The 26,978-nt window shown below is 68.1% G+C and carries 19 protein-coding genes; 8 read left to right on the forward strand and 11 right to left on the reverse strand.

Going from position 1 to position 26,978, the window contains the following annotated elements; all coding sequences use genetic code 11:
* Nucleotides 1-47: 47 nt before the first annotated feature.
* The 5 genes from AVE30378_RS19495 to AVE30378_RS19515 form a co-directional block, all read right to left on the reverse strand.
* Nucleotides 48-2,003, reverse strand: a complete 1,956-nt coding sequence (locus AVE30378_RS19495; protein WP_244235103.1) for a sigma-54-dependent Fis family transcriptional regulator — start codon at nt 2,001-2,003, stop codon at nt 48-50.
* Between the two features lie 261 nt (nt 2,004-2,264).
* Nucleotides 2,265-2,771, reverse strand: coding sequence for an acetone carboxylase subunit gamma (locus tag AVE30378_RS19500; RefSeq protein ID WP_129242507.1), 507 nt, complete (start codon nt 2,769-2,771; stop codon nt 2,265-2,267).
* Between the two features lie 31 nt (nt 2,772-2,802).
* A complete protein-coding gene (locus AVE30378_RS19505; protein WP_129242508.1) occupies nt 2,803-5,127 on the reverse strand; it encodes a hydantoinase B/oxoprolinase family protein in 2,325 nt (774 codons plus the stop codon).
* A 21-nt stretch (nt 5,128-5,148) separates the two neighbouring features.
* Nucleotides 5,149-7,293 carry a hydantoinase/oxoprolinase family protein gene (locus tag AVE30378_RS19510; protein ID WP_129242509.1) on the reverse strand — a complete coding sequence of 715 codons (2,145 nt, stop codon included), beginning with the start codon at nt 7,291-7,293 and terminating at the stop codon, nt 5,149-5,151.
* A gap of 429 nt (nt 7,294-7,722) precedes the next feature.
* The gene (locus AVE30378_RS19515; RefSeq protein ID WP_129242510.1) at nt 7,723-8,622 is read right to left on the reverse strand and encodes a LysR family transcriptional regulator; all 900 of its coding nucleotides are present in this window, start codon (nt 8,620-8,622) and stop codon (nt 7,723-7,725) included.
* Nucleotides 8,623-8,723: 101 nt separating this feature from the next.
* Between AVE30378_RS19515 and AVE30378_RS19520 the strand changes: the two genes are divergently transcribed.
* Together AVE30378_RS19520 and AVE30378_RS19525 are read left to right on the forward strand one after the other, a co-directional pair.
* Complete coding sequence (locus tag AVE30378_RS19520) at nt 8,724-9,695, forward strand: Bug family tripartite tricarboxylate transporter substrate binding protein (protein ID WP_129242511.1); 972 nt, start codon at nt 8,724-8,726, stop codon at nt 9,693-9,695.
* Between the two features lie 7 nt (nt 9,696-9,702).
* Complete coding sequence (locus AVE30378_RS19525) at nt 9,703-10,869, forward strand: alpha-hydroxy acid oxidase (protein WP_129242512.1); 1,167 nt, start codon at nt 9,703-9,705, stop codon at nt 10,867-10,869.
* On the opposite strand, the gene AVE30378_RS19530 is transcribed toward AVE30378_RS19525, so the two are convergent.
* The 3 genes from AVE30378_RS19530 to AVE30378_RS19540 all read right to left on the reverse strand — a co-directional run bounded on the left by AVE30378_RS19530 (nt 10,851) and on the right by AVE30378_RS19540 (nt 14,970).
* On the reverse strand, nt 10,851-12,614 hold the full coding sequence (locus AVE30378_RS19530; RefSeq protein WP_129242513.1) for a gamma-glutamyltransferase family protein: 1,764 nt from the start codon (nt 12,612-12,614) through the stop codon (nt 10,851-10,853). The genes AVE30378_RS19525 and AVE30378_RS19530 overlap by 19 nt on opposite strands.
* Nucleotides 12,615-12,675: 61 nt before the next feature.
* Complete coding sequence (locus tag AVE30378_RS19535; RefSeq protein ID WP_129242514.1) at nt 12,676-13,668, reverse strand: Bug family tripartite tricarboxylate transporter substrate binding protein; 993 nt, start codon at nt 13,666-13,668, stop codon at nt 12,676-12,678.
* A 12-nt stretch (nt 13,669-13,680) separates the two neighbouring features.
* Nucleotides 13,681-14,970: an NAD(P)/FAD-dependent oxidoreductase gene (locus tag AVE30378_RS19540; RefSeq protein WP_129242515.1), complete on the reverse strand. Its 1,290-nt coding sequence runs from the start codon at nt 14,968-14,970 to the stop codon at nt 13,681-13,683.
* A 158-nt stretch (nt 14,971-15,128) separates the two neighbouring features.
* Between AVE30378_RS19540 and AVE30378_RS19545 the strand changes: the two genes are divergently transcribed.
* Nucleotides 15,129-15,893, forward strand: a complete 765-nt coding sequence (locus AVE30378_RS19545; protein WP_244235104.1) for an IclR family transcriptional regulator — start codon at nt 15,129-15,131, stop codon at nt 15,891-15,893.
* Nucleotides 15,894-15,936: 43 nt separating this feature from the next.
* Here the strand turns inward: AVE30378_RS19545 and AVE30378_RS19550 are convergent, their stop codons facing one another.
* Nucleotides 15,937-16,950 (reverse strand): Bug family tripartite tricarboxylate transporter substrate binding protein, encoded by a 1,014-nt coding sequence (locus tag AVE30378_RS19550; RefSeq protein WP_341868035.1) that lies wholly within the window; start codon nt 16,948-16,950, stop codon nt 15,937-15,939.
* Nucleotides 16,947-18,173, reverse strand: coding sequence for an acetylornithine deacetylase (gene argE / locus AVE30378_RS19555; RefSeq protein WP_129242516.1), 1,227 nt, complete (start codon nt 18,171-18,173; stop codon nt 16,947-16,949). The genes AVE30378_RS19550 and argE overlap by 4 nt, the downstream gene beginning before the upstream one ends.
* Nucleotides 18,174-18,581: 408 nt before the next feature.
* Here argE and AVE30378_RS19560 point away from each other — a divergent pair, with 408 nt between their 5' ends.
* From AVE30378_RS19560 to AVE30378_RS19580, 5 genes are all read left to right on the forward strand, one after another.
* A complete protein-coding gene (locus AVE30378_RS19560; protein WP_129242517.1) occupies nt 18,582-19,295 on the forward strand; it encodes a gluconate 2-dehydrogenase subunit 3 family protein in 714 nt (237 codons plus the stop codon).
* A gap of 3 nt (nt 19,296-19,298) precedes the next feature.
* On the forward strand, nt 19,299-21,074 hold the full coding sequence (locus AVE30378_RS19565; protein ID WP_129242518.1) for a GMC family oxidoreductase: 1,776 nt from the start codon (nt 19,299-19,301) through the stop codon (nt 21,072-21,074).
* A gap of 12 nt (nt 21,075-21,086) precedes the next feature.
* On the forward strand, nt 21,087-22,391 hold the full coding sequence (locus AVE30378_RS19570; protein WP_129242519.1) for a c-type cytochrome: 1,305 nt from the start codon (nt 21,087-21,089) through the stop codon (nt 22,389-22,391).
* Between the two features lie 129 nt (nt 22,392-22,520).
* The gene (locus AVE30378_RS19575; RefSeq protein WP_129242520.1) at nt 22,521-24,164 is read left to right on the forward strand and encodes a VRR-NUC domain-containing protein; all 1,644 of its coding nucleotides are present in this window, start codon (nt 22,521-22,523) and stop codon (nt 24,162-24,164) included.
* Nucleotides 24,161-26,431, forward strand: a complete 2,271-nt coding sequence (locus AVE30378_RS19580; RefSeq protein WP_129242521.1) for an ATP-dependent DNA helicase — start codon at nt 24,161-24,163, stop codon at nt 26,429-26,431. The genes AVE30378_RS19575 and AVE30378_RS19580 overlap by 4 nt, the downstream gene beginning before the upstream one ends.
* Here AVE30378_RS19580 and AVE30378_RS19585 read toward each other — a convergent pair whose 3' ends face one another.
* Nucleotides 26,432-26,836 carry a group III truncated hemoglobin gene (locus AVE30378_RS19585; protein ID WP_129242522.1) on the reverse strand — a complete coding sequence of 135 codons (405 nt, stop codon included), beginning with the start codon at nt 26,834-26,836 and terminating at the stop codon, nt 26,432-26,434.
* Nucleotides 26,837-26,978: the final 142 nt, after the last annotated feature.

The following is a 26,978-nucleotide window of genomic DNA, read 5'->3' on the forward strand; positions in this document are numbered from 1 at the left end:
CGCACATGGCGATGGATCCCCGGGCGGAAGCGCCCGGCGCGGGCGCCTCAGGCGTCGCGCGGGTCGATTCCCGGCCGGTCGGGCCCGAAGCCCAGCGCGTCTTCGCGCGACATGCCGTAGCGTTTCATCTTCGCATACAGCGTGCTCTTGGCGATATGCAGGCTGCGGGCGGACTGGGTCAGGTTGCCGCCGCTGGCGACGATGCTGCGGCGGATCAGGTCCTCTTCCCCCTGGACCAGGGTGATGGGGCCGGGCGCGGCCGGGGCCGGCGCGGGCGCGTGGCTCACTTCCGGCGGCAGCATCGCCCGCGAGAGTGAGCCGCCGGAGGACAGGAGCACGGCGCTTTCGATGACGTTGCGCAGTTCGCGGATGTTGCCGGGCCACGGATAGGCCTCCAGCGCGGCCAGCGCATCGGGCTCCATGCCGGCGGCCTCCTTGCCGTGTTCCTGCTGGAAGCGCAGGGCGAAGGCCTGCGCCAGCAAGGCCACGTCGCCCTTGCGGGCGCGCAGGGCCGGGATGTGCAGGTGCACGACGGCGATGCGGTAATAGAGGTCCATGCGGAAGCGTCCCGCCTTGATCTCTGCCTGCAGGTCGCGGTGGGTCGCGGCGATGAGGCGGAAGTTGACGCGGCGCGCCACGTTATCGCCCAGGCGATACACCTCGCGCTCTTCGAGCACGCGCAGCAGGTAGGATTGCATGTCCAGCGGCATTTCGCCGATCTCGTCGAGGAACAGCGTGCCGCCCTCGGCCGCTTCGATCTTGCCTCGCATCCCTCCCTTGCGCGCGCCCGTGAACGCGCCGTCGGCGTAACCGAAGAGTTCGCTGGCCAGGAGTTCGCGCGACAGGCCGCCGCAATTGAGCGCCATGAAGGGGCCGTGGCTGTGCAGGCCGCGGGCAAAGAGCTCCTTGCCCACGCCCGTTTCCCCCAGCAGAAGGACGGGGACCGGGGAGTCCCTCAGGCGGCGCGCCTGTTCCACCAGTTCGGCCACGTCGGCGTCGGCCGTGATCACGGTGTTGAAGGGATCGGGCGCGGGCGCGGCCTGCGCGGCCGGCGCGGCCCGCGGCGCGCAAGGGGCCGGCGGATGCCGGGGTAGGATCAGCAGGGAGCCCAGCCGTTCCGCGCCCGAGAGCACGGACTCCACCCATTCGGGCCGCAGCCAGGCCGGCAGCGCGGGGCCTGGGGCGCCGGGGGAGTGCGGGCCCAGGGCGAGCCCGGCGATGCGTTGCAGCCTGGGCAGGTTGATGCCCGCGCCGGCGTCGTCCAGCGCGCGTTGCGCCTGGGCGTTCGCCTTTATCGGACAGCCGCGGTGGTCGAGCAGGATGACGCCCACGTCGGCGCCCGCCGCCACGAACCGCGCCAGGGCGGCGTCCAGCAATTGGTAGCGGCGCTCCATTTCGGCCGTGCGCAAGCGGCTTTCGATGTGCCTGGCCGAGGTCATGGCGATGGCCAGGTGCTGGCGGCTGTAGGTGCGCGACAGGCCCGAGACGTCGAGCACGCCCACCACGTCGCCGTCCAGCGGATGCCGGATGACGGCGGCCGAACAGGTCCAGCCCTTGATGCCTTCGCAGAAATGCTCGGTGGAATGCACTTGCACGGCCTGCCCGGTGATCAGGGCCGTGCCGATGGCATTGGTGCCGCAGTACGCTTCGCTCCAGTCCACGCCGGGCATGAGATGGATGGCCTGCCCGGCCTCCAGCGCGGTGGGGTCGCCCACGGCGTTGAGAATGACGCTTCTCGTGTCGGACAGCGCGATCAAGGTTCCCAGTTCGGCCAGGGTTTCACAGGCCTGGGCGAGCACGGGCTGGCTGGCGCCGAGCAGATCGCGCTGGCGCTCGCGATGGAGGAACAGCTCGTCCTCGGACAAGGGTTCGGGCCCGCGCGAGGCGCGGGGGTTCACGTCGGCCTGGAGGCAGCGTTGCCAGGACCCTTCGATCAGCGCGCGCAGCGCGGTTCCCGGCGGCCCGGCGATCGTGCCGGACAAGACCGATTCCCAGGCTTGCATGACTGCGCGCTCGGCGGCGGGATCTGAAAACCGTTCCCGGTAGCTTGGCTCCATCGCCTAGTCTCCAAGATGCGATGCATGGGCCGGCTATCCTGCCGGCTGTACGCAGGGCGCGCGCTGCCGCTGGCCCTGGGTCGGGGCGGGCCTAATGCCTGGCCAGCCGCGTTCATTAGACGGCATGAGCGCCAGGCGTCAATCCGGAGCAACCCGGACCGGGACGGCCGCGGCTATCCCGGTCCGGTTCGCGCCGCGGGCCGCCCGCTATGCCGCGCGCTCGGGCAAGGGCAGGTTGACCCATTCCTTGTAGAAGGTATCGATATCCGGCTCGAAATCATGGATTACCGGATACCAGGGCGTGGGAGCCTCGACGTCGTGCAGGGTGCCGCACTGGGGGCAGTAATACTCGCGGTATACCTGCCATTGGGTATCCGGCGCCATGAGCTTGGGATAGACCTCGCTCATGGCCTGGGCGTCCTCGCGTACGTAGACGTGCGCGGCGAGCTTCCAGTTCTGCCGGTAATCGCCGAATTCATGGCCGCAATCGCATTTCGTCACCCAGTGCTTGTCGTGCGCGCGCTGCACGATGTACAGGTGCGGCGCGAGCGGCAGGACGATCCGGTCGTTCCAGTCGAGCTTCTTCTGCAGCGTCTTCAGGTACATCTCGAAGCGCTCGCCGTCCTTCGGCATGGACAGCATGCGGATGGTCGTGTCCCAGTCCAGCCGGCCGTCAACCAGGTGGTCCACCTGTTCCTGCGTGTAAGTCGTCATTGTCGTCTCCTTGTTTTCGCAAGCCGCCGGCTCACTCGTCCACCAGCACGATGGTCTTCACATCGGGCATTTTCGAAAGGTCCATGCGGAACTTGGACCCGTAGGTGGGCACGTCGAGTTCTTCCTCGGTCAGGGTCCAGTCGGCCGGCAGGCTCCAGAAGTCCCGGAACTGCTGCTCGAATTTCTTGGACAAGCCGAAACTCGTGGCGTACATGTGCTGCACCTGGGTGGAGGCGGTCTTGGCCAGGATGCGTTCGCGCTCGGACCGCATCCAGTCGCGCACGGGAACCGCCCGTTCCAGCCTGCGCTTGCGGATGTCCAGGCGCTTGCCGGCCGAGGCCTTGGCGTCGACCTGCCAGCGGCCGGCGCCGTCCTGGGCCACCACGGCGCCGTAGACCTCCAGCGCGTACTTGGGCAGCAGCAGTTCGTTGTTCAGGTCGTTGGCGATGGCGTCCAGCTCGCGGTCCAGGGGGTCTCCGAAGCCGGGGCCGCCGCGCAGGTAGTTGAGATAGAGGTCGTAGTTCTCGTAGCAGTCCTCCGTCGTCATGCACTGCTGGTCCCGCTTGACGCGGGCGCCGGGCGCCAGGTGCTGCTCGTAGTCGGGCGCCTCCGGATTGGTGTCGGCGCCCAGCGGCAGGCTTTCGCCGCGGGCGATGCGGTCCTTCAGGCCGGTATGGTGGGCCTCGAAGCGGTAGCCGGTGGCCGCCGGATAGCCGCCCATCAGGCCCCAGTCGCTGTTCATGTAGCCGTTGCCCATGAAGAACATGGTCCAGTCCTGCGCCTTCCAGACCATGCGCAGCGTCTCGAAGCCGCAGCCGCCCCGATACTTGCCGTAGCCGCCGGAGTTGGACTTGGCGTTGCGGCCCAGGTAGAGCAGGGGCTCGGCCATTTCCCAGATTTCCATGTCGCCCATGTCGCCTTCCGGGTTCCAGATGGCGGCGGCGTGGTTCAGGCCGTCCTTGACGGCGCCCGCGCCGGTGCCGCAGGAGCTGGCCTCGAAGCTGTTGACGGCATGGATCTCGCCCTCCTGGTTGATGCCGCCGCCCTGCAGCCAGTTGGAGGTATTGGCGTTGCCGGCGTTGACTTCCTCCAGGTAGCCGCGGCTGAAGTACGCCTGCCCCAGGCCGCGCCACAGCGCGCTCCATCCGGAGACCAGGAAGTGCCATGCGTAGGCGTGCCCGGTGCGCCGGTCGTCGGGGTTCATCCAGGCGCCCTTGGGCAGGCGGAATTCCGTGCCGTAGTAGGCGCCGTCGTTGATGCGTTGGGTGGGCACCAGCGTCTGCGTCATCATTACCCAGATGCCGCTGGTGAACGCCACCTGGTGCGCGTTGTAGCTGTGCCAGCCCCAGCGGCTGGAGCCTTCGAAGTCCAGCCGCCAGGTGCCGTCTTTGCGGATCTCCATCTCCACCGGGGAGTGCATGATGGAATCGAGCTTGGCGAATGCGTTCGAGGTCTGCACGTCCTCGTGCTTGTAGGGCACGTCGACGAACGCCACCTTGCGGTACTTGCCCGGCAGGGTCAGCGCCTTGATTCGCATCTGCAGCCCGCGGCGGCCTTCCTCGATGACTTCATAGGCGAACTTCTCGTAGGCCTCCAGCCCTTCCTCGGCGATGACCTCTTCGATCAGGCTGCGCACCATGTGGCAGCCGGCGATGCGGGTCTTCTCGTCCAGGATCCAGTACTTGGGCGTGCGCACGGCGCGCTGGCTTTCATGCAGCCAGTCCTTGAGCGGCACGTCGTTGATGCCGGTCTTGCGGCAGGTGATCATGTAGCCGTCGCCGAAGCGTTGCGTCTGGCCCGTGGACATGGAGCCGGGCGTCACCGCGCCGGTGTCGATCACGTGCGTGACGCCGCCGACCCAGCCCACCAGCTTGCCCTGCGCGAAAATCGGCACGATGGTGGCGATGTCGCAGGGATGCACGTTGCCGATGGCGCAGTCATTGTTGGTGAACATGTCGCCCGGATTGATGCCGGGATTGGTTTCCCAATCGTTCTCGATCATGTATTTGATCGCCGCGCCCATGGTGCCCACGTGGATGATGATGCCGGTGGAGGTCAGCACGCAGTCGCCGGCGGCGTTATACAGCGTGAAGCAGAGTTCGCCTTCCTGCTCGACGATGGGGCTGGCGGCGATGCGCTTGGCGGTCTCGCGCGCATGCACCAGGCCGCCGCGCAGCTTGGAGAACATTTTCTCGTAGCGGATGGGCTCGCTCTCCCGCAGGTCCAGCCGGGCCAGGCCGTTGTAGTGGCCGCTATCCTTGGTACGGGCCAGGATGGCATCGCGGAATTGCTTGAGCGTTTCGCCCGTGCCCAGCAGGCCCGAGGCACCGGTTTCCATTCTTGATATCGTGTTCATGTTGTCTCTCCGGGAGTCCGATTACTTGGTTTCCTGCAGGTGGAACAGGCGATGCTTGTCGATGCTTGCCGAAAAGCCCTGCGGCACCACGAAGGTGGTCGCGTCGGACTCGACGATGGCGGGCCCCTTGATCCGGTTGCCCGGCTTGAGCGCTTCCATGTGCCACAGCGTGGCTACGTGCCACTGCCCGCGGCGGTACAGCTTGCGGGTGCCCAGCTTGGCCTCGGCCGGCGGGGTGGGGCCGGCCTCGGGGTCCTCGGGCAGGACCGGCTTCTGGGTGACCACCATGCCGCGCATGATGGCGCCGGTGACCGAGAAGCCCAGTTCGGGCGAGCGGGCGGAACTGGCATAGACGCGGCCATAGGTGTCTTCGAACGCGCCCACGATCCTGTCCCAGTCGTCGGCGCTGCCGGCGCCGGCGATGGGGGAATCGATTTCCAGGTCGTTCAACTGCCCCATGTACTGCATCCGGTACCCGGGCCGCAGGATCACGTCCTCGGGCTTGAAGCCGTTGATGCGGAATTCCTCGATCACCTTCTCGGCCAGTTCGTTCCAGGCCTGCTGCAAGGTCGCCACGGCCTGGACCTTGTCGGCCTGCGCCGCGACCTGGGGCAGGGCCAGGTCCACGCTTTTGTCGTAGCGGTATTCGAAGTCGGCGCAGGCGCAGCCGAAGGCCGAGAACCCGGCCGCCCAGGCCGGCACGATGACGTCCTTGAAGCCCAGCCCTTCGGTGTAGCCGTAGGTATGCACCGGTCCCGCGCCGCCATAGCTGAAGCACACGAAGTCGGTCGGGTTGTAGCCCTTGGCGCTCACGTTGGATCGCAGGTATTCACGCAGTTGCAGGTCCAGCAGTTCGATCACGCCGGCGGCCGCGTCCTCGACCGTCAGGCCCAGCGGATCCGCGAGCTGCTGCCTGATGCTCTCGCGGGCGCGGGCGACGTCCAGCTTGATGGCGCCGCCGAGGAAGTTGTCGGGATTGAGGTAGCCCAGCACCACGTGGCAGTCCGATACCGAGACGGTGTCCAGGCCGCTTTCCGGCCAGCAGGTGCCGACGCGGTAGCCGGCGCTGTCCGGGCCGAGCTTGATGGCCCCGCTGTAGGGATCGAGCCGCACGAAGCTGCCGGCGCCCGCGCCTACGGAATCCATGGCGACGAGCGGCAGCGACAGCACCAGCCGGGCCATGTCCGGGTCGGCCACGATGGTGAAATTGCCCTTGGTGATCAGCGCCATGTCGAACGAGGTTCCGCCGATGTCGGAACACGCGATGTTCTCGTAGCCCAGCGCCTGGCCGAGCAGCCGCGAGCCGATGACGCCGCCGATCGGCCCGGACACGATGGTACGGGCCAATTCCTTGGCCTTCCAGCTTATCGTGCCGCCGTGCGTGGCCATGACGCGCAGATCGAACTTCGCCCCGTGCTTCTTGAAGCGGTCGCTGACCTTGCGCAAGGTCTGGCGCGAGGGTTCGGCGGCATATGCCTCCAGGATGGTGGTATTCATCCTGTGGCTTTCCTTGCGCTGCGGGTAGTAGTCCACCGAAGCGAAGACGGGCACGTCGCTGCCCAGCGTGGCCAGCTCGTCCAACGCGATGTCCCGGGCCTGGCGCTCGCTGGCGCCGTTCTTGTGGGATTGCAGCAGCACGATCACCAGGGCCTTGCTGCCGGCCGCCACCAGGTCGCGCACGGCCTGGCGAACCGCGGCCTCGCGCAACGGGATGACGATTTCGCCCTGCACGTCGGTGCGTTCGGTCACGCCGCGCGTGCGCGACAGCGGCACCAGCGGCTCGTCATAGCGATGGGTGTTGAGGTGGATGCGTTCCTCCAGCGCGTAGCCGAGGTAGCTCTGGATGGCGCGGCCCATCGAATGCACGTGCTCGAACCCCTTGTTGACGATCAGGCCGACCTCCAGCCCCTTGCGCTGCACCACCCGGTTGAGCATCGCGGTGCCGGAGTACACGCAGGTCAGCAACTCCGGGAAAACGTCATCGACATCGCGGTCCCAATGCGCGAGCGCGTCTTGCGAAGAGTTGAAGATGGCAAGGGATTCGTCGGCCGGGTTGCTTTGCGCCTTGCCGACCACAAAGCGGCCGTCCTTGCGGACGAAGAAAGTGTCGGTCATCGTGCCGCCGGCATCGATGCCCATCACCTGGGCTGGGGATTGCAATGACATGAAGAGTCTCCTCGTTGTTGTCCCGCGCGCTTGACGCGGCGCGTGCGGATATCCAAGCAAAATGGATGCCAGCCGCAGGCAGGCCCCGGCGCGATGTGTCGGAACCGGGCTGTGCGAGGGAAGGCGCGTGCGCGGCGGGCCGTGGCGGACGCGAGTAGAGAGGAGAGCGGGCGTCCGAAACCGAGCCGGACGTACGGATTTCGAACGTTTTCACGGCCTGTCCGGGGAGCGGCGGGCCGTCCGGCGAGCGCGCCATGAAGGGCGGGGGACAAGACCCGGCGATCCGTGACTGGACGATTTCGCGACCGAGACGGTGGAAGGCAAGCTCCTGGGCAGGAACCAGCAGTTCTACGACGGCCAGCTCATCCTGATCGACGTGCTGCAGCGAGGCGGCGAGATCGCGTCCGCCGGGGCGAGCTGGCCCCGGCGCTATCCCGCCTGCCGCCGGATTTCATCCAGGAAGCGCAAGGCCGGCGCCGGCAGGATGCCTTCGCGCCGGTGATAGGCGGCGAACCGGCGCTCGTGGCCCAGGCCTTCCACCTGGAGTTCGCGGATCAGGCCGGCCTTCAATTCAGCCCCGTACATGGGCCGGGTCAGCCAACTGACGAAACCGGAATGCGCGACCAGGCTCTTGATGAGGGGAATCGAGGGGCTGGACACTGCGATCGCGGGCGGTGCCAGGCCTTGCTTCCTGAAGAGGGACACCAGCCGGTTGCGGGGCTCGGTGCGTTCGGGCACGAAGCACCAGCGCTCCGCCAGCAAAGCCTGCATGGCGATGGGCGATCCGCTGTGCAGCGGATGGTCGGCGCCGACGATCACATTCATGCTTTCGTGCCAGGCACAGTCCCTGGCGGCGGCGATGCGCGCGGTTTCCGGGGCCTCAGGGGCGATCACCAGATCGACCTGGTAGGCCTCCAGGCGGGTCGCCAGTTCATCCCAGATGCCTTCCACGACGTCGACGGCGATGCCGGGCCAGCGTTCCAGGAACGCGCCCAGCGCCTTGGGGATGAAGAGCGCGGACGCGCCCGCGGTGACGCCCAGGCGCAACGCGCCCACGGCCAGGCCGCGCATGCGGTTGATTTCGTCGCGGGCGATCCTTTCCTCGCGGCAAAGTAGTTGCGCATGCGGGGCCAGCGCCTTGCCATAGGCCGTCAGGCGCATGCCGCCGGTGTGGCGCTCGAACAGCGGTTCGCCGACGGAGGCTTCCAGGCGCTTGACGATCCGGCTCAGCGCGGGCTGCGTGAGGCCGAGTTTGTCGGCGGCCTTGCCCAGCGATCCGTCTTCGACGACGGCGAGGAATGCGCGCAGTTCTTGCAGGTTGTAGGCCATGCCGAAATGTAATGACTTAGGCCTGAAATAACAATTCTCAGGAATGCCACCGGGCTTCACACTCTCGCCATCCGATATGACCTCACCGGGAGAGAAGCGACATGCGAAAGCGCCAATTCTTGAAAGTCCTGTTCGCGTTGGCTGGCAGCGGGAGCGCGGCCGCCTGTCTGGCGCAAGGGGGTGAAAGACCCGTGGAATGGGTGCATCCCTATCCGGTGGGCGGCGGCTCGGACGCCATTGCGCGCAAGCTCGCGGAAAGTGTCGGGGCGCAGATGGGCCGCGGTTTTTTTGTCAGCAACAAGCCGGGCGGGGCCACGAACATCGCGGCTGCGTACGTGGCCAATGCCAAGGTGCAGGGGGCTATGGTTTTCACGGGCGATTTCGCGACGCTGGCGGCCAATCCGCATCTTTTCGCCAATCTGCCCTACGACAGCGCGAAGGACTTCGCGCCGGCGGGGTTGTACGCGCGTTATCCGATACTGCTGGTGGTGTCGAGCAAGGTGCCCGCGAACAATCTGGACGAGTTTCTTCGCTGGGCCGAAGCCAACCCCGATAGCGCCAATTTCGCCAGCTCCGGCGTGGGCTCTCCGCAGCATCTGGCCGCCGAGCTGTTCCGCGAACGGACCGGCTTGAAGATGACGCACGTGGCCTACCGGGGAGGCGCGCCCGCGGTGACGGACTTGATGGCGGGCGCGGTGTCGTTCGCGCTGATGGACGCGTCGACGGTCGTTCCGCAGATGAAGACGGGGCGGCTCAAGGTCTTGGGCGTGGCCAGCCCCGAACGCATGAAGCACTTTCCGGACATTCCAACGTTGCATGAGCAGGGCCTGACCGGATTCGAGGCTTTCGCCTGGCAGGGAATGCTGGTTCCCGCGGGGACGCCCCGCGATGTCGTGGACTCGTTGAACCGGGCGCTGGGCGCGGCGCTGGCATCGAAGGCGGTGATCGATTTCTTCGCGAACATCGCGGTCGAGCCCTGGTTCAGTTCACCCGACGAGATGGCGCGTTTCGTGGCTCAGGAGAACGAGCGCTGGGGCAAGATCATCCGCGACCGCGGCATTTCCCTGCAGTAGGTGCCTCGTGCCGATCACGATTGACGATTACCGGCTCAGGGCCAGGAAGGCCCTGCCCAGGTTTGTATACGAGTTCATCGACGGCGGGGCGGAATACGAAACGTGCCTGGGCGCCAATCGGGCCGACTTCGAGCGGATCAGGCTGATGCCGAGGGTGCTGCGGGACACCCGCCGCGTCGATACCTCGGTGGACGTGTTCGGGTCGACCTGGCGCTTGCCGTTCGCGCTGGCGCCGACCGGGTTGAACGGCGTGATTCGCCCCGGGGGCGACGCCATGCTGGCTGCCGCCGCCGCGGAGAGCGGCGTGCCGTTCGTCCTGTCCACGGCATCGAACCAGCGCGCCGAGGACGTGCGGGCGCAGGCGGGCGGAGGCGAACAGTGGCTGCAGTTGTATGTGATGCAGGACCGGCGGTTGGCGGAGCAGATGCTGCGCCGCGCGCGCGGGGCGGGTTATCGTGCGCTGGTCCTGACGGTGGACGTGCCGGTCGGGGGCAATCGCTGGCGCGACGGGCGCAACGGCTTCAGGATCCCGTTCCGGATGACGCCCCGGCTGGCCTGGGACGTGGCGCGGCGTCCGGGCTGGGCGCTGCGGATGCTCAGGGGCGGCCTGCCGCGGTTCGTGAATCTGGCGGAACGGCCCGCCGATGCCTTGCCGCTGGAGGTCCAGGCGTCGCTGCTGGCGAGAAGTATGGACAGGTCCCTGACATGGGACAGCCTGCGCTGGCTGCGCGGCCTGTGGGACGGTCCGTTGTTGTTGAAGGGAGTGCTGCATGCCGAGGATGCCGCGTTGGCGGCAAGCCACGGTGCGGACGGCATCATCGTGTCCAATCACGGCGGCCGGCAACTGGACGCGGCGCCTTCGTCGATCAGCGCTTTGCCAGGCATCGTCGACCGCGTCGGCGATCGCGTGCCGGTGTTCCTGGACAGCGGCGTGCGCAGCGGCGCCGACATCGTCCGCGCCCAGGCGCTGGGCGCCCGCGCCGTATTTGTCGGCCGCCCGGCGCTCTATGGCTTGGCGAGCGGCGGCGGGAAAGGCGTCCTGGACGTCATTCGCCTGCTTGCCGAGGACTATGAACGGAACATGATCCTGCTGGGGCTGGATTCCGCATGCGGCATCCGCAAGGCGGCGGACCCCGCCCAGCCGCATGCTCCATTTCACCACCCCATCGCATAAGCCGGCCGGCGTGGATCCGCGCCGCCGTGGCGGATGCCGGTCGCGAGGTCGTGCTTCACCGCGCACATGGCGCCGGCGCGCCAACTGCGGTCTTGCCACCATTTGACGGTGTGTCCCATGGCCGCAAGCCGGTCGCCGACGTCGCGGGCGATCAGGTCTTCGATCATCAGCCGGCCGGGCATGGCGTTGTGCGGCTCGAACGAGGACGGGAAGCTGAAGCTGGCGAAGCGGGGCGCTTCGATGGCCTGCTGCACTTCCATGCCGAAGACTTCGATGTTGAGGAAGGTTTGCAGCATGGCCTGGCACTGGACGTCGCCGCCGGGCGTGCCGAAGGGCATGACGTACTGTCCGGGGCGGATGGCCAGGGACGGGTTCGGCGTCAGCCGCGGGCGGCGGCCCGGGCCGATGGCGCAGGGGTGGCCGGCTTCGGCCCAGGACTGGCTGCCGCGCCCGGAGGCGCAGATGCCGGTGCCGGGTATGACGGGCACGTTGTACGAGCCGTCGCTGGGCGTCGCGGAGAAGGCGTTGCCTTCCTTGTCGACCACCGCGACGTAGGAGGTGTCCAGCCGGGGATCGGTGCGGGCCATGTCGTCCGGGCCGGCCGCGCGCAGGTCGATGCCGCGCGCATCGGGCAGGCGGCCGGCGGGCGGCATGTCGGGGCCGGCGCGATCCGGGTCGATCAGGGCCAGGCGGGCGCGCGCATAGTCCTTGGACAGCAGCGCCGTTTGCGGCACGTCGATGTGGCGCGGGTCGCCATAGTGCACTTCGCGGTCGGCGAAGGCCAGTTTGATGGTTTCGGTCAGCAGGTGCACGTAGGGCGCGGTGTTGTGGCCCACGGCGCGCAGGTCGCGCGGCTCCAGGATGTTCAGCATTTGCAGGAGCGACGGCCCCTGGCACCAGAAGCCGCAGCTATGGACCTGGGTGCCGCGGAAGTCGGTCGACAGGGCGGGGTCGACTTCGACGGAGAAATTGCGCAGGTCGTCGCGGGTGACCAGGCCGCCTTCTTCTTTGTGGTACTTGACGATGGCCGACGCGATGTCGCCTTCGTAGAAGGCGCGGCGGGCGGCGGCCAGGCCGGCTGCGCGGCCCTGGCCCCGGTGCAGGCGTTCCTCGTCGGCCATGTACTGGATGTTGGCGGCCAGGTCGGTCTGGCGGAAGATGGCTCCGGCGGGGGGCGGCTTGCCGCCGGGCAGGTAGATGGCCGCGCTGGAAGGCCAGCGGGCATAGTTCTTTTCATTTTCGGCCAGGACCTCGGCCATCAGCGGGTACATGACGAAGCCTTCGCGGGCCAGGCGTATCGCGCCGGCGGCGACTTCGCCGAAGCTGAGGGTGCCAAAGCGTTCCAGGGCGGTGATCCAGGCGTCGGGCGCGGCGGGGATGACGGTGCGCAGCACGCCCGCCGGTATGGTGCCGCCGTGCTTTTCCAGGAACGTTTCCAGCCGGGCGGCCTGGGGCCAGTGGCCCAGGCCGGATATGCTGGAGACGCGCCCGGTGCTTGCCTGGTAGACCAGGATGGGCGCGACGCCGCCGAAGTTCACGATGTCGCTTTGCACCACGCCCAGCGCAATGCCCGCCGCCACGCCCGCGTCGACCGCGTTGCCGCCGGCCTGCAGGATGTCCATGCCCACCTGCGTCGCCAGGTAGTGGCCGGCCGAGATCATGTGGTTCAGGCCGGCGAGCGTGGGGCGCATGGAAGTCGGCGCGCTGCCCGAGGTCAGGTCGGGCGCATAGGGTGTGGCGGTCATGAAGGTCTCCGGCATTTGGGGCGCGCGTTCGCGCGCGGCGCATGGGGGCTGTGCGGGCGGGTCATTGCGGCTGGATGCCCAGTTTCTGCGTTACGCCTTGCCAGCGCCTGAATTCGGCGTGCAGGTAGGTGCGGAACTGTTCCGGGGTGCTGCCTTCGATGATCACGTCGCGTTCTTCCATCGCATGGCGCACCTCTTCGCCGGACAGGGCGACCTTGGTGGCCTTGTACAGTGCGTCCACGATGTCGGGCGGGGTGCCCTTGGGCAGCAGCAGGCCGTACCACGAGCCGCCCACCATGTTGGGGAATTCGCCTTCCTTGGCGGTGGGGATGTCGGGCGCGCGGTCCAGGCGCTTGTCGCTGAAAATCGCCAGCGCCTTGAGTTTGCCGGACTTGATGAGGGGCAGGGTGGTGCCCGGGGTGTCCAGCGTGTATTGCACCTGTCCGGCCATGACGTCGTTCAGCAAGGCGGCGCTGCCTTTGTAGGGCACGTGCACGGTCTTGATGCCGGCATCCATGTTCAGTTGCTCGGAGAAGAAGTAGTTGGCGGTCATGACGCCGGGCGATGCGTAATTGACTTCGCCGGGATGGGCGCGCGCGTAGGCGACCAGTTCCGGCAGCGTGTTCGGCGGAAACGCGGGGTGGGCGACGAGGATGAAGGGGCCGCCGCCGATACGCGAAACGGGGATCAGGTCGTTCATCGGATCGTAAGCCAGGCCCTTGACCGTCAGCGGCGCGCCGGTCAAGGGCGATGCCGTGGCGAACAGCACCGTGTAGCCGTCGGGTTCGGACCGGACGACCTGCTGAGTGGCGATGGTGCCGCTGGCGCCGGCGCGGTTTTCCACGACGACGGGCTGCTTCAGTTGTTTGCCCAATTGCTGCGCCAGCACGCGCGCCACGGTGTCGGTGCCGCCGCCCGGGGGATAGCCGACGAGCATGCGGATGGGCTTGTCCGGCCAGGCGTCGGCGCGCGCGGCGGAGGGCTGGGCCAGCGCGGCCAGGGCAGCCAGGCCCGCCATTGCGGCGGCGCGGCGGGCGAGTTGAAGGGTGGGCATGAGGGGAACCTCCTAGGAACCGTAGCGGCCGTAGCGGAAGGGGTGCAGATCGATGGCGGGAGCCTGGCCCTGGATCAACTGCGCCATGGCTTCGCCGGCGGCGGGACCGATACCGAAGCCGTGCCCGGAAAAGCCCGAAGCCAGGTACAGGCCGGGCAGGCGCGGCACGGCGTCCATCACCGGCATCGCGTCCGGGGTCACGTCGATATAGCCCGCCCACGATTGCTGGATGCGCGCATCGCGGAACGCGGGAAACGCGTGCACCAGCCGGCGCCAGGCCTGTTCGATGCCGCGCGCCGATGGACGGGGATCCAGCACGCGATGCCGCTCGAAGGGCGAGGCGCGGTCCATGGGGAAATGGCGAGGAATCCCCAGCTCTTCAAAGAAGCGCTTGCCGAAACGCAGCCGCACGAAATCGCGGTTGGCCATCCAGGACCGGAGAAAAAGGCGCATGAGCCGGAAACTGTCCGGCACGACGTCGGCCATCGATGCGCCGAACTGGGACACCGTGTAGCCGCCGTCGGCGCGCTTGCGGCAGGTGAAGTTCCTGCCGTTGACGGCGGCCATGGGGCCGGCATCGACGGGCGAGGTGCGCAGCACGGAGCCCCGGACTTTCAGTTGCGGGAAATCGGCGCCCAGGTTGCCGCAGAACAGCCGCGACCACGCGCCCGCGGCGACCAGCACGGCCTGGGCGGCGACGCGTCCGTGCTCGGTGACCACGGCGGAAACGCGGCCGGCCGAGAGTTCCACGCCGCGCACCGCGCAACCTTCCAGAATCTGCACGCCCGCGGCGCGCGCCAGCGCCGCGATGGCGGGAGCGGCCAACTGCGGTTCGGCCACGCCGTCGTTGGCGCTGTACAGGGCGCCGGTCCAGCCGCGCGCGGTTTGCGGCAGCATGCCGCGGGCCTCGCGGCTGCCTAGCAGGCGGGCATCGATGCCATAGGCGCGCGCGCCGTCGATCCATGCCTGGTGCCCGGCCGCGTCGGCGTCGGACTCCTGCAGGTACAGGATGCCGCTGCGGCGAAAGCCCACATCGACTTTGTCTTGGATCTCGCCCCATAGCCGGTTCGCGCGCAGCGCCAGCGGGACTTCGGGCAAGTCCCGCCCCAGGGTGCGCACCCACCCCCAGTTGCGCGAGGATTGCTCGCAGGCCACCGCGCCTTTTTCGAATACCGCGACGCGCACGCCGGCGCGGGCCAGCGCATACGCGGTGCTCACGCCGATGATGCCGGCGCCGACGATGGCCACGTCGACCGAGGCGGGTGGCGGGAGGGAATGCGTCAGATCCGGCGATATCGGCACTTGCGCCGCCCATCCTTTATATGATGTTATCGCTATTCGATAATAGAATACGGATAGAGATATCTCTGGCGTTTTTATACCTCGCGTGCCCGGAGCCGAACACCTAGGGTTTGCCTGGGGCCGCGATCGCCATGCCTATTCTTTTGCCCGGAGTCCAGATGGCCGAACCTTCCCCCTTGATGATCCAGTCGCTGGAAAAAGGCCTGGCCGTGCTGGAGTCCTTCCGCGCCCATGCCTCGCTGACGCTGCAGGAAATCGCGCGTGAGAACGGCATCACCATGGGCTCGGCGCAGCGCGTGGCCTACACGCTGGAGCAGGGCGGCTATCTGTACAAGGATCCGCGCACCAAGCGCTACAGCGTGACGGTCAAGGCCGTCGGGCTGGGCTACAGCTATCTATACCGGCAGCCCTTGTTCCAGCACGCGCACGCGGTGCTGCATCAGGTCAACCAGGAATGCGGCGAAATCGTCAACCTGGGGGTGCCCGACGACCAGGACAATATGGTTTTCGTGATGCGCGTGGCGCCAGCTCGGCACATTCCCGAGTACATGCCCGTAGGCACGCGCATTCCGTGCGTGGCGTCCGCCTCGGGACGCGCATTGTGGGCGCTGCTGCCCCCCGCCGAACTGGACCGCAAGCTGCGCAGCGTTGCGCGCATCAAGCACACGCCGCGCAGCACCACAGATATCGCCACGCTGCGCGCATTCATCGACGAAGCCCGGCGGGACCAGTACGCCTATGCGGACGAAGAGTTCTACGCGGCGGATCTGAACGTGGCGGCGGTGGTCCATGACGACAAGGGGATGCCCATGGGCGCGCTGAACATCTCGGTGCCGAAGCCCCGCTGGTCGCTGGAGCGCGCGCGCGGTGAACTGGGCCCGCTGGTGATCCGGGCGGCCAGGGCGATCAGCAAGCATTCATGATGTTGAACCCGCCGGATTTGCCGCGGCAACGCCCCGCGCGGCCTTAGTCGACCGCGAGCTTCGCGCTCTTGACCACGCCCGCCCAGTAGGTGGTTTCGTCCCGCAGTTTGCGGGCGAATGCGTCGGGTTCGCTCGCCACCACTTCGGCGCCGTCCTGGCGGATCTTGTCGAGGACGGCGGGCGTGCGCGCCGCCTGGCCGATCGCCGAGGCCAGGTAGTCCACGCGTTCGGGCGGCGTGCCGGCGGGGGCGAAGACGCCGTACCAGCCTTCGATGGACACGTTCTCGATGCCTTGGCCCGCCAGGGTGGGCGCCGTTTCGAACGCGCCGATGCGGCTTTCGTGCGTGACGCCGAGCACACGCAGCTTGCCGCCGGTGACCAGCGACTCCACGGAGGGCGGCGAGGTGATCAGCATGTCCACGGTGCCGCCCAGCAGGTCGTTGACGGCCGGGCCGGCTCCCCGGTACGGTACGTGCACGAGCGACAGGTCCTTTTGGCGCGCGAGCAGGACGCCCGTCAGGTGGGACAGCGTGCCGTTGCCGGGCGTGGCGTAGGTGACGGCGCCGGGCCGCGCCTTGGCGTCGTTCAGGTAGTCGGCCAGCGTGCGGTAGGGGCTTTCGCTCCTGACCACCAGCGCGAGCGGGGCCGAGGTGATCTGCGATACCGGGGCGAAGTCCTTCAGCGCGTCGAAGCCCGTGTTCTTGTAGATGGCGGGATTCACCGCCATGACGCTGTTCTGCGAAAGCACCAGGGTATAGCCGTCGGGCTTGGCGCGGGCCACGGCGGCGGTTCCCATATTGCCTCCCGCGCCGGACCGGTTTTCGACCACCACGGACTGGCCGGTGATGCGGCCGAGTTCGTTGGCCAGCAGGCGGGCGACCCCGTCGTTGCCGCCGCCGGGCGGAAAGGGCGAGATCAGCGTAATGGCCTGCCGTGGGTAGTCCTTCAGCGGCGCGGGCGCCTGCGCATGCGCGCCGGGCGCGCACAGGGGGACCGCCAGCGCGGCCATGAGGGCGGCCGCCGTGTGGCGCAAAGCGCGTGTCGGGCGAGGGGTCATCGGGCTTCTCCTGTCGTTTCCGTATCGGTCTGGAATTCGGCGGCATGCTCGCAAAGTCCGGCGACCATGGCTTCGCAGCGGGCGAGCTGGCTCAGCTCCACGTATTCGTCGGGCCGGTGGGCCTGTTCGATGCTGCCCGGCCCGCAGATGACGGAGGCGACGCCGGCCTGCTGGTACAGCCCGCCTTCGGTCATGTAGCTCACGTGGGGGCCGGCATGGCCCGCGCCGGACAGGCCCATGACGAAGCGGGCGATGGCGGCGTTGGGCCCCGGGCGCAGGGCGGGGTTGTCGGACTGCTTTTCGAACAGGATGTCGGCCGCGGCGAATTTCCGCCGCATGCGCGGCAGCACGTGGTCGCGGGCGTAGTCCTGGACGCTGCCCACGATGCGGTCGGGATCGCTGTCGGGCAGATAGCGGTAGCCGAAGATGAATTCGCAGTCGCGCGGCACGATGTTGCGCGCCAGGCCGCCGTTGACGAGGGCGGTCTGAAGCGTGTCGTAAGGGGTGTCGAACGCGCTGTCCTCGCGGGGCGCCAGGGCGTACTCGTCGGCGAGGTCCTGGATGCGGCCGATGAGGCGCGCGGCATATTCGATGGCGTTGACGCCGTCCTGGGTGCGCGACGCGTGGGCTTCCTTGCCGCGGACGCAGCAGCGGTAGTTGCGGCTGCCTTTGTGCGCGGTCACGACCTGCATGCCGGTGGGCTCGCCCACGATACAGGCCGCGGGCGAGATCCGCGCGGCTTGCAGGTCGGCCAGCAGGGTCCTGACGCCTTTGCAGCCGACCTCTTCGTCGTAGGTGAAGGCCAGGTGGACCGGACGTCGCAGTTCCGCCGCCGCAAGGCGGTCGACGCAGGCGAGCACGGCCGCGAGAAAGCCCTTCATGTCGCAGGCGCCGCGGCCATAGAGGCGCCCGTCCGCGATGCGGGCCTTGAAAGGGTCGCTGCTCCAGTCCTGCCCGTCGACGGGCACGACGTCGGTGTGTCCCGACAGCACGATGCCGCCGGGCAGGTCCGGCCCGATGGTGGCGAACAGGTTCGCCTTGGCGCCGGAGTCGTCGTAGCTGAGGCGGGCGCCGATGCCGTGCCCGCGCAGGCAGTCGCGCACCCATTCGATCAGGCCCAGGTTGGAGTCCCGGCTGACGGTCGGAAAGGCGATCAAGGTTGCCAGGATGTCCAGCGTCCGGCGTGTGGGTTGTTGGTGCGGCGACACGTGTTCCCTCCCCATGGATCGATGACACTGTAGTGTCCGGGGCAGGGCAGGACCAATTAAATAAACAGACGGTCCTATTAGCGTTGTTAATGCGTTGGGCAGTGCGCGGCGCGCGTCGGCGCGCAATGGAATGCGAGGAAACCGTTCATGGCCTTGTCAGAAAAGCCCGCGTTTTCAGGCGTCTTACGTAGTCCTTAAAGCAAAAGACATTTTCATGTCAAGAAAATCGAACTGATACGGTCCGGCGGGCATATCAGATGCTCGAAAGAGCGCATAATGTCCCCACCTTTTCTTGTGTCCCTATTCACAGGAACGGTCGATTTTCTGTAAGCGAAGAGCGTGTTGTCACTAGCTCGGCGGTTCGTGTTTCCAGGTTCATGTTCGCAGTCGCTAGGACAACTTGGAGTATTCACGGAGATGTCTATGACAGAAGACGCAAAGCCGCGCAGGCGGTTCCTGCAGGCGTTGGCCATCGTGCCGGCGTCGACGTTGGCGGTGGGCGCAATGGCCACCGGCTGTACCAACGGCCCGGAGAGCGCCGCCGCGCGCGCGGCCAAGCCCTATGAACCCACCTATTTCACCAAGGCCGAATGGGCCTTCATCGTCGCGGCCGTCGACCACTTGATTCCCGCCGACGACTACGGCCCCGGCGCCATCGAAGCCGGCGTGCCGGAATTCATCGACCGCCAGATGGAAACGCCGTTCGGCCACGGCAAGCTCTGGTACATGCAGGGGCCGTTTCATCCCGACGTGGTGCCGGAACTGGGCTACCAGCTCAACCAGAATCCGCGCGAGGTCTACCGCAACGGCATCCAGGCCTGCGACGCCTGGTGCGTGAAAACGCACGGCAAGGTCTACGCCGAACTGGACAAGCCGTTGCAGGAACAGATCCTGAAGGACCTGCAGGGCGGCAAGATCGAGTTCGAGACCGTTCCGTCCAGGACGTTCTTCAGCTTCCTGCTGTCGAACACCAAGGAAGGGTTCTTCGCCGATCCGATGTACGGCGGCAACAAGAACATGGTGGGCTGGAAGATGGTGGGCTTTCCGGGGGCTCGCGCCGACTACATGGACTGGGTGGACCAGCCCAACGTGAAGTACCCCTACGGTCCCGTTTCGATCTCTGGGGAAAAGGGCTGAGCCATGGCGATCAAGAAAGAGAAAGTTGACGCGGTGCTGGTCGGGTTCGGCTGGACCGGCGCGATCCTGGGCCAGGAACTGACCGAAGCCGGCCTGCACGTGCTGGCGCTGGAGCGCGGCGGCATGCAGGACACGCCCAAGGACGCCGAGTACCCGAAGGTGATCGACGAACTGGCGTACTCCGTGCGCGGCAAGCTGTTCCAGGACCTGTCCAAGGAAACCGTGACCATCCGCCACGGCGTGGACGACGTGGCCGTGCCGTACCGCCAGAACGGTTCGTTCCTGCTGGGCACCGGCGTGGGCGGGGCGGGCTTCCACTGGAACGGCATGCACTACCGGGTGCTGCCCGAAGAGCTGGAACTGCGCACGCGCTACGAGACGCGCTACGGCAAGAGCTTCATCCCCGAAGGCATGACCATCCAGGATTTCGGCGTGACCTACGACGAACTGGAGCCGTACTTCACCAAGTTCGAATACGTGTGCGGCACGTCGGGCAAGGCCGGCAACCTGAACGGCAAGATCGTCGAAGGCGGCAACCCGCTGGAAGGCAAGCGCAGCAAGGAATTCCCGCTGCCGCCCCTGACCACCACCTATGGCGCGCAGTTGTTCGACAAGGCCGCGCGCGAGGTCGGCTTCCATCCGTATCCGGCGCCCGCGGCCAACGCGTCGGGCCCGTACACCAATCCGTACGGCGTGCGCCTGGGGCCCTGTAATTTCTGCGGGTTCTGCGAGAACTACGGCTGCTACATGTATTCGAAGGCATCGCCGCAGACGACCATCCTGCCGGTGCTGCTGAAGAAGCCCAACTTCGAGTTGCGCACGCAATCGCACGTGATCCGCGTCAACCTGGATTCGACCGGCAAGAAGGCCGTGGGCGTGACCTACATCGACGCGCAGGGCCGCGAAGTCGAGCAGCCCGCCGACCTGGTGATCCTGTCGGCCTATCAGATGCACAACGTGCGCCTGCTGCTGCTGTCGGGCATCGGCAAGCCCTACGATCCCAAGACCAACGAAGGCACGGTCGGCAAGAACTACGCCTACCAGATGAACGGCGCGGTGAACGTGCTGCTGCCCAAGGGCACGCAGCTCAATCCCTTCGTGGGCACGGGCGCGGGCGGCGTCGGCATGGACGACCTGAACGGCGACCAGTTCGACCACGGCCCGCTGGGCTTCCTGGGCGGGGCCAGCATCCGCCACGTGCGCTACGGCGGGCGTCCCATCAAGATGACGCCCACCACGCCGGGCACCCCGACCTGGGGCACGGCATGGAAGGCGGGCGTTCAGGACGCGTACCAGCGCTACATGACCATCGGCATTTCCGGTTCGGTGATGTCGTACCGCGACGCCTACCTGTCGCTGGACCCGACCTACAAGGACAGCTTCGGCCAGCCGCTGCTGCGCATGACCTTCGACTGGCACGACAACGAATTCGACATGCTGGGCTACATGGGCAAGCGCATGGACGAGGTGGCGAAGGCCATGAAGCCCGAGAAGCACTTCGTCGCGGTGCGCAAGAAGGGCGCGCGCTACGACACGCGCGTCTACCAGAGCACGCACAACACGGGCGGCGCCATCATGGGGTCCAACCCGAAGGAAAGCGTGGTCAACAAGTACCTGCAGAGCTGGGACGTGTCCAACGTGTTCGTGATGGGGGCCTGTGTGTTCCCGCAGAACATGGGCTACAACCCGACGGGACTGGTGGGCGCCCTGGCTTTCTGGGCCGCGCAGGCGATCCGCGACCAGTACCTGAAGAACCCCGGCCCGCTGGTCCAGGCGTAAGGAGACGGAACAATGATTAAGCAGACCATTGTTGCGGCGCTCTCCGCGCTGGTCGCGGGATCCGCGTGGGCGGCCGACGGCACGCCGGCCGATGCGCAGTTGATCAAGCAGGGCGAGTACCTGTCGCGCGCCGGCGACTGTATCGCCTGCCACACCGCGAAGGGCGGCAAGCCGTTCGCGGGCGGCCTGGGCATCGAGTCGCCGCTGGGCACGATCTATTCCACCAACATCACGCCGGACAAGGAAACCGGCATCGGCGACTACACCTACGAGGACTTCGACCGGGCGGTGCGCCACGGCGTGTCCAAGGACGGGCATTCGCTGTATCCGGCCATGCCGTACACGGCGTACGCCAAGGTCGCGCCCGACGACGTGAAGGCCCTGTACGCCTACTTCATGCATGGCGTCGAGCCGGTGAAGCAGGCCAACAAGGACACCGACATCAGTTGGCCGCTGTCGATGCGCTGGCCCCTGGGCGTGTGGCGCTGGATGTTCGCGCCGGACGCCGTGAGCGGGCCCGCGGCCAGCGATCTCAAGGGCGCCGACCGCGAAGCGCTGCTGCGCGGCCAGTACCTGGTGGAAGGCCTGGGCCATTGCAGCACCTGCCATACGCCGCGCGGCTTCGCCTTGCAGGAAAAGGCGCTGACCGAGGCGGACGGCTCGGCCTTCCTGTCGGGCGGCGTGGTTGAAGGCTGGCTCGCCAAGAACCTGCGGGGCGACATGGCCGACGGCCTGGGCAGTTGGAGCCAGGAGGACATCGCGGCCTTCCTGAAGTCCGGCCGCAACGGCCATTCGGCGGCCTTCGGCGGCATGGCGCAGGTGGTCGGCGACAGCACGCAGCATTTGTCCGACGCCGACGTCAACGCCATCGCGGCGTACCTGAAGAGCCTGCCTCCGGCGAACAAGGACGCGAAGCCGCTCGCCTACGACGGGTCCGTGGCGCAGGCCCTGCGCACCGGCAAGGACAAGAGCGACGGCGCGATGGCCTTCCTCAACAACTGCGCGGCCTGCCACCGCAGCACGGGCAAGGGCTATACGGAAACGTTCCCGCAACTGGCGCTCAGCTCCACGGTGAACTCGGCGGATCCGGCGTCCCTGATCCACATCGTGCTGAAAGGCGCGCAGGTGCCGGGGACCTCGGCGGCGCCGACCGCGTACGCGATGCCGGGCTTCGACTGGCGCATGACCGACAAGGAAGTCGCCGACGTGGTGACCTTCGTGCGGTCCAGTTGGGGCAACCAGGGGGCGTCGGTCAGCGCCGCCGACGTGGCCAAGGTGCGCAAGGACGTCGGGGCCGCGCCGCAGCCGGCGCGCTGAGGCGCCCAAGGCCCGCGGCGTGGCGCCTCGCCGGCCGCGCCTTGCCGGAAAGCTCCCGGGCTTTCCGGCAAGGCCGGCCGCCGGCCTGCTATGATTACTGGATAAATACCCAGCTATCCGGCAGCGCCGATGTTTCCTCCGTACCGCTATTACTACCTGCACAATTTCGAGCGCGCGCTGGCGTGGGTGGCCGAACGCTACGCCGACCTGCTGGATGCCGCCGAACTCCGTTTCCTGGCGGATTTCCAGGCCTTGCCGCAGGCGTCGCGGGCGCTGATGGTGCGCATGCTGATGCGGCGCGGGCCCTGGTTCCGCGCCACCCGGCTGGCCTACGAAGAGATCCCCGGCACCCGTGAAGCCGCCGCGCCGCTGGAGGCGCTGGGCTGGCTGGACGCCGGCGCGCCCATGACGCTGGACGAACTTTTCGGCCTGCATACCAAGGCCGAACTCGCCGCGCTGTTCCCCGGCGCGCCGGCCAAGCCCGGCGCCCGCAAGGCGGACCTGCTGGAAGCGCTGCGGCCGCTGCACCCCCAGCCGCAATCCTATGCCGCCTGGCACCCGCGGGCTGGCGAGCCCGTCTGGCGCGTCATGGCGGCGGACCTGTGCGAACGGTTCCGCCTCATGTTCTTCGGCAATCTGCGCCAGGACTGGTCGGAATTCGTGCTGGCGGACCTGGGCGTGTTCCAGTACGAGACCGTGCCGTTCGACGCGGCGTCGCGCGCGTTCCAGGCGCGCGCCGACGTCGACCGCTACCTCGCGCTGCACGCATGCCGCCAGGCCCTGGAAGACGGGGCGGGCGTGGAGGCGCTGCTGCCGGCGGTGGACGCCTGCGCCAGCGACAACGCCTGGCTGGAGAAGCGGCGCGGCAAGATGCTGCTGCGCATCGGCCAGGCCTGCGAACGGGCCCAGGACTGGGAGGCCGCGCAGCGGGTGTACGCGCTGTGCGCCTATCCGGGCGCGCGCCACCGGCGCATCCGGGTGTATGAACGCATGGCACGGTTCGGCGACGCGCTGGCGCTGGCGGCGCAGGCGCAGGCCGCGCCCGAAAGCGAAGAGGAAAGCCAGCGGCTGGCGCGCATGATGCCGCGCCTGCTGCGCGGCGCGGGGCAGGGCGCCCCGGCGCGCCGGCGGCCGCCCGCGGTGGCGCGCCAGGACCTGGCCCTGCCGCGTCCCGCGCAGCCCGCGCCGGTGGAATTCGTGGCGCGCGACCACCTGCACCGCGACGACGCGCCGGTGCACTATGTGGAAAACGCGCTCATCAATTCGCTGTTCGGCCTGCTGTGCTGGCCGGCGGTGTTCGCGCCCGTGCCCGGCGCGTTCTTCCATCCGTTCCAGCGCGGGCCGGCGGACCTGGACGCGCCCGATTTCCATTCGCGGCGCGAGGCGCATTTCGCCGAATGCCTGGCGCAGCTCGATACGCCCGGCTACCGCGACACCATCCTGGCGCGCTATGCCGACAAGCGCGGCGTGCAGTCGCCGTTCGTGTTCTGGGGGGCGCTGTCCGAACCGCTGCTGGCGCAGGCGCTGGACTGCCTGCCCGCCGCGCACCTGAAGCTGTTCTTCCTGCGGCTGCTGCGCGATGTCAAGACCAACCGTTCGGGGCTGCCCGACCTCGTCCGCTTCTGGCCGGGCGAGCGGCGCTACGAACTGATCGAGGTGAAGGGGCCGGGCGACAAGCTGCAGGACAACCAGATCCGCTGGCTGGAATACTGCGTGGCGCACGGCATGCCGGTCAGCGTCTGCCACGTGAGCTGGCGGGAGGATCCGGTATGAGCTATTCAGTGGCGGTCCGGGCGCTGTGCGAGTTCACGGCCCGCGCCGGCGACCTGGATTCGCGCTTCACGCCGGCGCCCAGCGGGCTGGAAGGCATGGCGGGGCATGCTCTCGTGGCGGACCGGCGCGGCCCCGCCTACGAGACCGAGGTGCCGCTGTCGGGCGACTACGAGAACCTGCGGGTGCGCGGGCGCGCCGACGGCTACGACCCCGCGGCCAACCAGCTCGAAGAGGTCAAGACCTATCGCGGCCGGCTGGACGGCGTGCGCGACAACCACCGCGCGGCGCACTGGGCGCAGGCGCGGGTCTACGGCCATCTGCTGTGCCAGGAGCGGGGGTTGGCGCAATTGCGCGTGGCGCTGGTGTACTTCAACGTGGTCACGGAAGAAGAAACGGTGCTGACGGAAACGCACGACGCGGCGGCGCTGGCGGCGTTCTTCCAGGAGCAGTGCGGCCGCTTCCTGGCGTGGGCCAGGACCGAGCTGGCCCACCGGCAGGCGCGCGACGCGGCGCTGGAGGCGCTGGCGTTCCCATACGGGGCGTTCCGCGGCGGGCAGCGCGAGCTGGCCGTGGCCGCGTACCGGACGGCCCGCGACGGCGGCTGCCTGATGGCGCAGGCGCCCACCGGAATCGGCAAGACGCTGGGCACTCTCTTTCCCTTGCTGAAGGCCTGCCCGGGTTCGGGCCTGGACAAGATTTTCTTCCTGGCCGCCAAGGGGCCGGGCCGCGCCCTGGCGCTGGAAGCGCTGGAAACCGTCAACGCGCAGCCGGCGGCCCCGCGCCTGCGGGTGCTGGATATGCAGGCGCGCGACAAAGCCTGCGTGCACCCCGACAAGGACTGCCACGGCGAATCCTGCCCGCTGGCCCAGGGCTTCTACGACCGCCTGCCGCGGGCCCGCGAAGCCGCGCTGGCGCACGTCCGCCTGGACGCGGCGGTGCTGCGCCGCACGGCCGACGAGCACCAGGTGTGCCCTTATTACCTGTCGCAGGAAATGGCGCGGTGGAGCGACGTGGTGGTGGGCGACTACAACTACTACTACGACTCCACCGCCATGCTGTACGCGCTGGCCCAGGCCCACCAGTGGAAGGTCGCGGTGCTGGTGGACGAGGCGCACAACCTGGTGGACCGGGCGCGCCGCATGTACACGGGCGAACTCGGCCAGGCCGCGCTGTCGGCCGCGCGCTACGCCGCGCCCAAGCCGCTGAAAAAGGCGCTGGACGGCCTGAACCGTTCATGGAACGCCTTGAACAAAAAGCAGGCGGAGGCCTACCAGGCCTACGACGAGGCCCCGGCGGGCGTGCTGGCGGCGGTGCAGAAGGCGGTGGCGGCGATCACCGACCACATGGGCCTGTCGCCCCTGGCGCAGGACGATCCGGTGCTGGGCTTCTACTTCGAGGCGCTGCACTTCATGCGCCTGGCCGAGCAGTTCGGTTCGCACGCGCTGTTCGACGTGACCCTGGACGCTCCGGGCGCGGCCGGCGCCAAGACGCCGCCGTCGACGCTGTGCGTGCGCAACGTGATTCCCGCCCCGTACCTGGCGGGGCGCTACGCGGCCGCGCACGCCACGGTGCTGTTCTCCGGCACCTTCAGCCCGCAGCAGTTCTATCGCGACACGCTGGGCCTGCCCGCGCAGGCCGCGTGGATCGACGTGGCCGCGCCGTTCCAGGCGGAGCAACTGGCCGTGCGGGTGGTGGGCAACGTATCCACGCGCTTTCGCGACCGCGAGCGCTCGCTCGCGCCCATCGTGGACCTGATCGCGCAGCAGTACGCCGAGCGGCCGGGCAACTACCTGGGGTTCCTCAGCAGCTTCGACTACCTGCGCCGGGTGTCGGACCTGATGCGGGAGCGCCATCCGGACGTGCCGGTATGGATGCAGACCCCCGGCATGGACGAGGCCGGCCGCGCCGCGTTCCTGGCGCGGTTTTCCGAGACCGGGCGGGGCGTGGGGTTCGCCGTCCTGGGCGGCGCGTTCTCGGAAGGCGTGGACCTGCCGGGCAAGCGCCTGATCGGCGCCTTCATCGCCACGCTGGGGCTGCCGCAGGTGAACGCGGTGAACGAACACATCAAGCGCGCCATGGACCGGCGCTATGGCGAAGAGAACGGCTACGACTACACCTATCTGTACCCGGGCATGCAGAAGGTGGTGCAGGCGGCCGGCCGGGTGATACGCACCGAGCAGGACGTCGGCACGGTCCACCTGATCGACGACCGCTACCGGCGCGCGAAGGTCCGCGGCCTGTTGCCCGGCTGGTGGCGGGTGGAGTGATCAGGCGGGGCGCAGGTCCGTCAGGGGCTGGCTCGGGTCGCGGCTGAGCTGGTAGCCGTACCAGAGGCTGCGCGCCATGCGCTGGGCCATTTCCTGGGCCGCGTCCGCCAGGGCGCGGTTGGGCAGGGCGTCGGTGGTTTCGCGCCACAGCGCCAGCCAGCGCTCGAACAGTTCGGCGCTCAGGTTGGGCATGGCCACGTGCTTGGGCATGGGCATGCCGGAAAAGCGGCGGGTGCCCAGCAGCACGGCGGACCAGAAGTCGGACAGCGTCCTCAGATGCTCGTCCCAGTCGTGCACCTGGCTGTCGAAGACGGGGCCGAGCGCCGCGTCGGCGCGCGCCTTGCCGTAGAAGGCATGCACCAGTTCCTGGATTTCGGCTTCGGTGCAGAGGTCGGCAGCGGCCATGGGCGTCTCCTGGCAAGGGGGGAATCCGCGCATGATAGGGCGGGCCGGGGCCGGCGCGGTTTGATCTGGCGCAAACGCGGCGGCGGGGCCTGCGCGCCCGCGGAGGGCCGGGTTTCAGTGGATAATGATATTGATTCCCATT

The sequence above is a fragment of the Achromobacter veterisilvae genome (genome assembly GCF_900496975.1).
GTDB classification, from domain to species: domain Bacteria; phylum Pseudomonadota; class Gammaproteobacteria; order Burkholderiales; family Burkholderiaceae_B; genus Achromobacter; species Achromobacter veterisilvae.

What these genes read in the sequence shown, in the direction of transcription:
- AVE30378_RS19495 (WP_244235103.1), bottom strand. Translation starts at nt 2,003, where the DNA reads ATGCAAGCCTGGGAATCGGTCTTGTCCGGCACGATCGCCGGGCCGCCG.
- AVE30378_RS19500 (WP_129242507.1), bottom strand. Translation starts at nt 2,771, where the DNA reads ATGACGACTTACACGCAGGAACAGGTGGACCACCTGGTTGACGGCCGG.
- AVE30378_RS19505 (WP_129242508.1), bottom strand. Translation starts at nt 5,127, where the DNA reads ATGAACACGATATCAAGAATGGAAACCGGTGCCTCGGGCCTGCTGGGC.
- AVE30378_RS19510 (WP_129242509.1), bottom strand. Translation starts at nt 7,293, where the DNA reads ATGTCATTGCAATCCCCAGCCCAGGTGATGGGCATCGATGCCGGCGGC.
- AVE30378_RS19515 (WP_129242510.1), bottom strand. Translation starts at nt 8,622, where the DNA reads ATGGCCTACAACCTGCAAGAACTGCGCGCATTCCTCGCCGTCGTCGAA.
- AVE30378_RS19520 (WP_129242511.1), top strand. Translation starts at nt 8,724, where the DNA reads ATGCGAAAGCGCCAATTCTTGAAAGTCCTGTTCGCGTTGGCTGGCAGC.
- AVE30378_RS19530 (WP_129242513.1), bottom strand. Translation starts at nt 12,614, where the DNA reads ATGACCGCCACACCCTATGCGCCCGACCTGACCTCGGGCAGCGCGCCG.
- AVE30378_RS19535 (WP_129242514.1), bottom strand. Translation starts at nt 13,668, where the DNA reads ATGCCCACCCTTCAACTCGCCCGCCGCGCCGCCGCAATGGCGGGCCTG.
- AVE30378_RS19545 (WP_244235104.1), top strand. Translation starts at nt 15,129, where the DNA reads ATGGCCGAACCTTCCCCCTTGATGATCCAGTCGCTGGAAAAAGGCCTG.
- AVE30378_RS19550 (WP_341868035.1), bottom strand. Translation starts at nt 16,950, where the DNA reads ATGACCCCTCGCCCGACACGCGCTTTGCGCCACACGGCGGCCGCCCTC.
- argE (WP_129242516.1), bottom strand. Translation starts at nt 18,173, where the DNA reads ATGGGGAGGGAACACGTGTCGCCGCACCAACAACCCACACGCCGGACG.
- AVE30378_RS19560 (WP_129242517.1), top strand. Translation starts at nt 18,582, where the DNA reads ATGACAGAAGACGCAAAGCCGCGCAGGCGGTTCCTGCAGGCGTTGGCC.
- AVE30378_RS19565 (WP_129242518.1), top strand. Translation starts at nt 19,299, where the DNA reads ATGGCGATCAAGAAAGAGAAAGTTGACGCGGTGCTGGTCGGGTTCGGC.
- AVE30378_RS19570 (WP_129242519.1), top strand. Translation starts at nt 21,087, where the DNA reads ATGATTAAGCAGACCATTGTTGCGGCGCTCTCCGCGCTGGTCGCGGGA.
- AVE30378_RS19575 (WP_129242520.1), top strand. Translation starts at nt 22,521, where the DNA reads ATGTTTCCTCCGTACCGCTATTACTACCTGCACAATTTCGAGCGCGCG.
- AVE30378_RS19580 (WP_129242521.1), top strand. Translation starts at nt 24,161, where the DNA reads ATGAGCTATTCAGTGGCGGTCCGGGCGCTGTGCGAGTTCACGGCCCGC.
- AVE30378_RS19585 (WP_129242522.1), bottom strand. Translation starts at nt 26,836, where the DNA reads ATGGCCGCTGCCGACCTCTGCACCGAAGCCGAAATCCAGGAACTGGTG.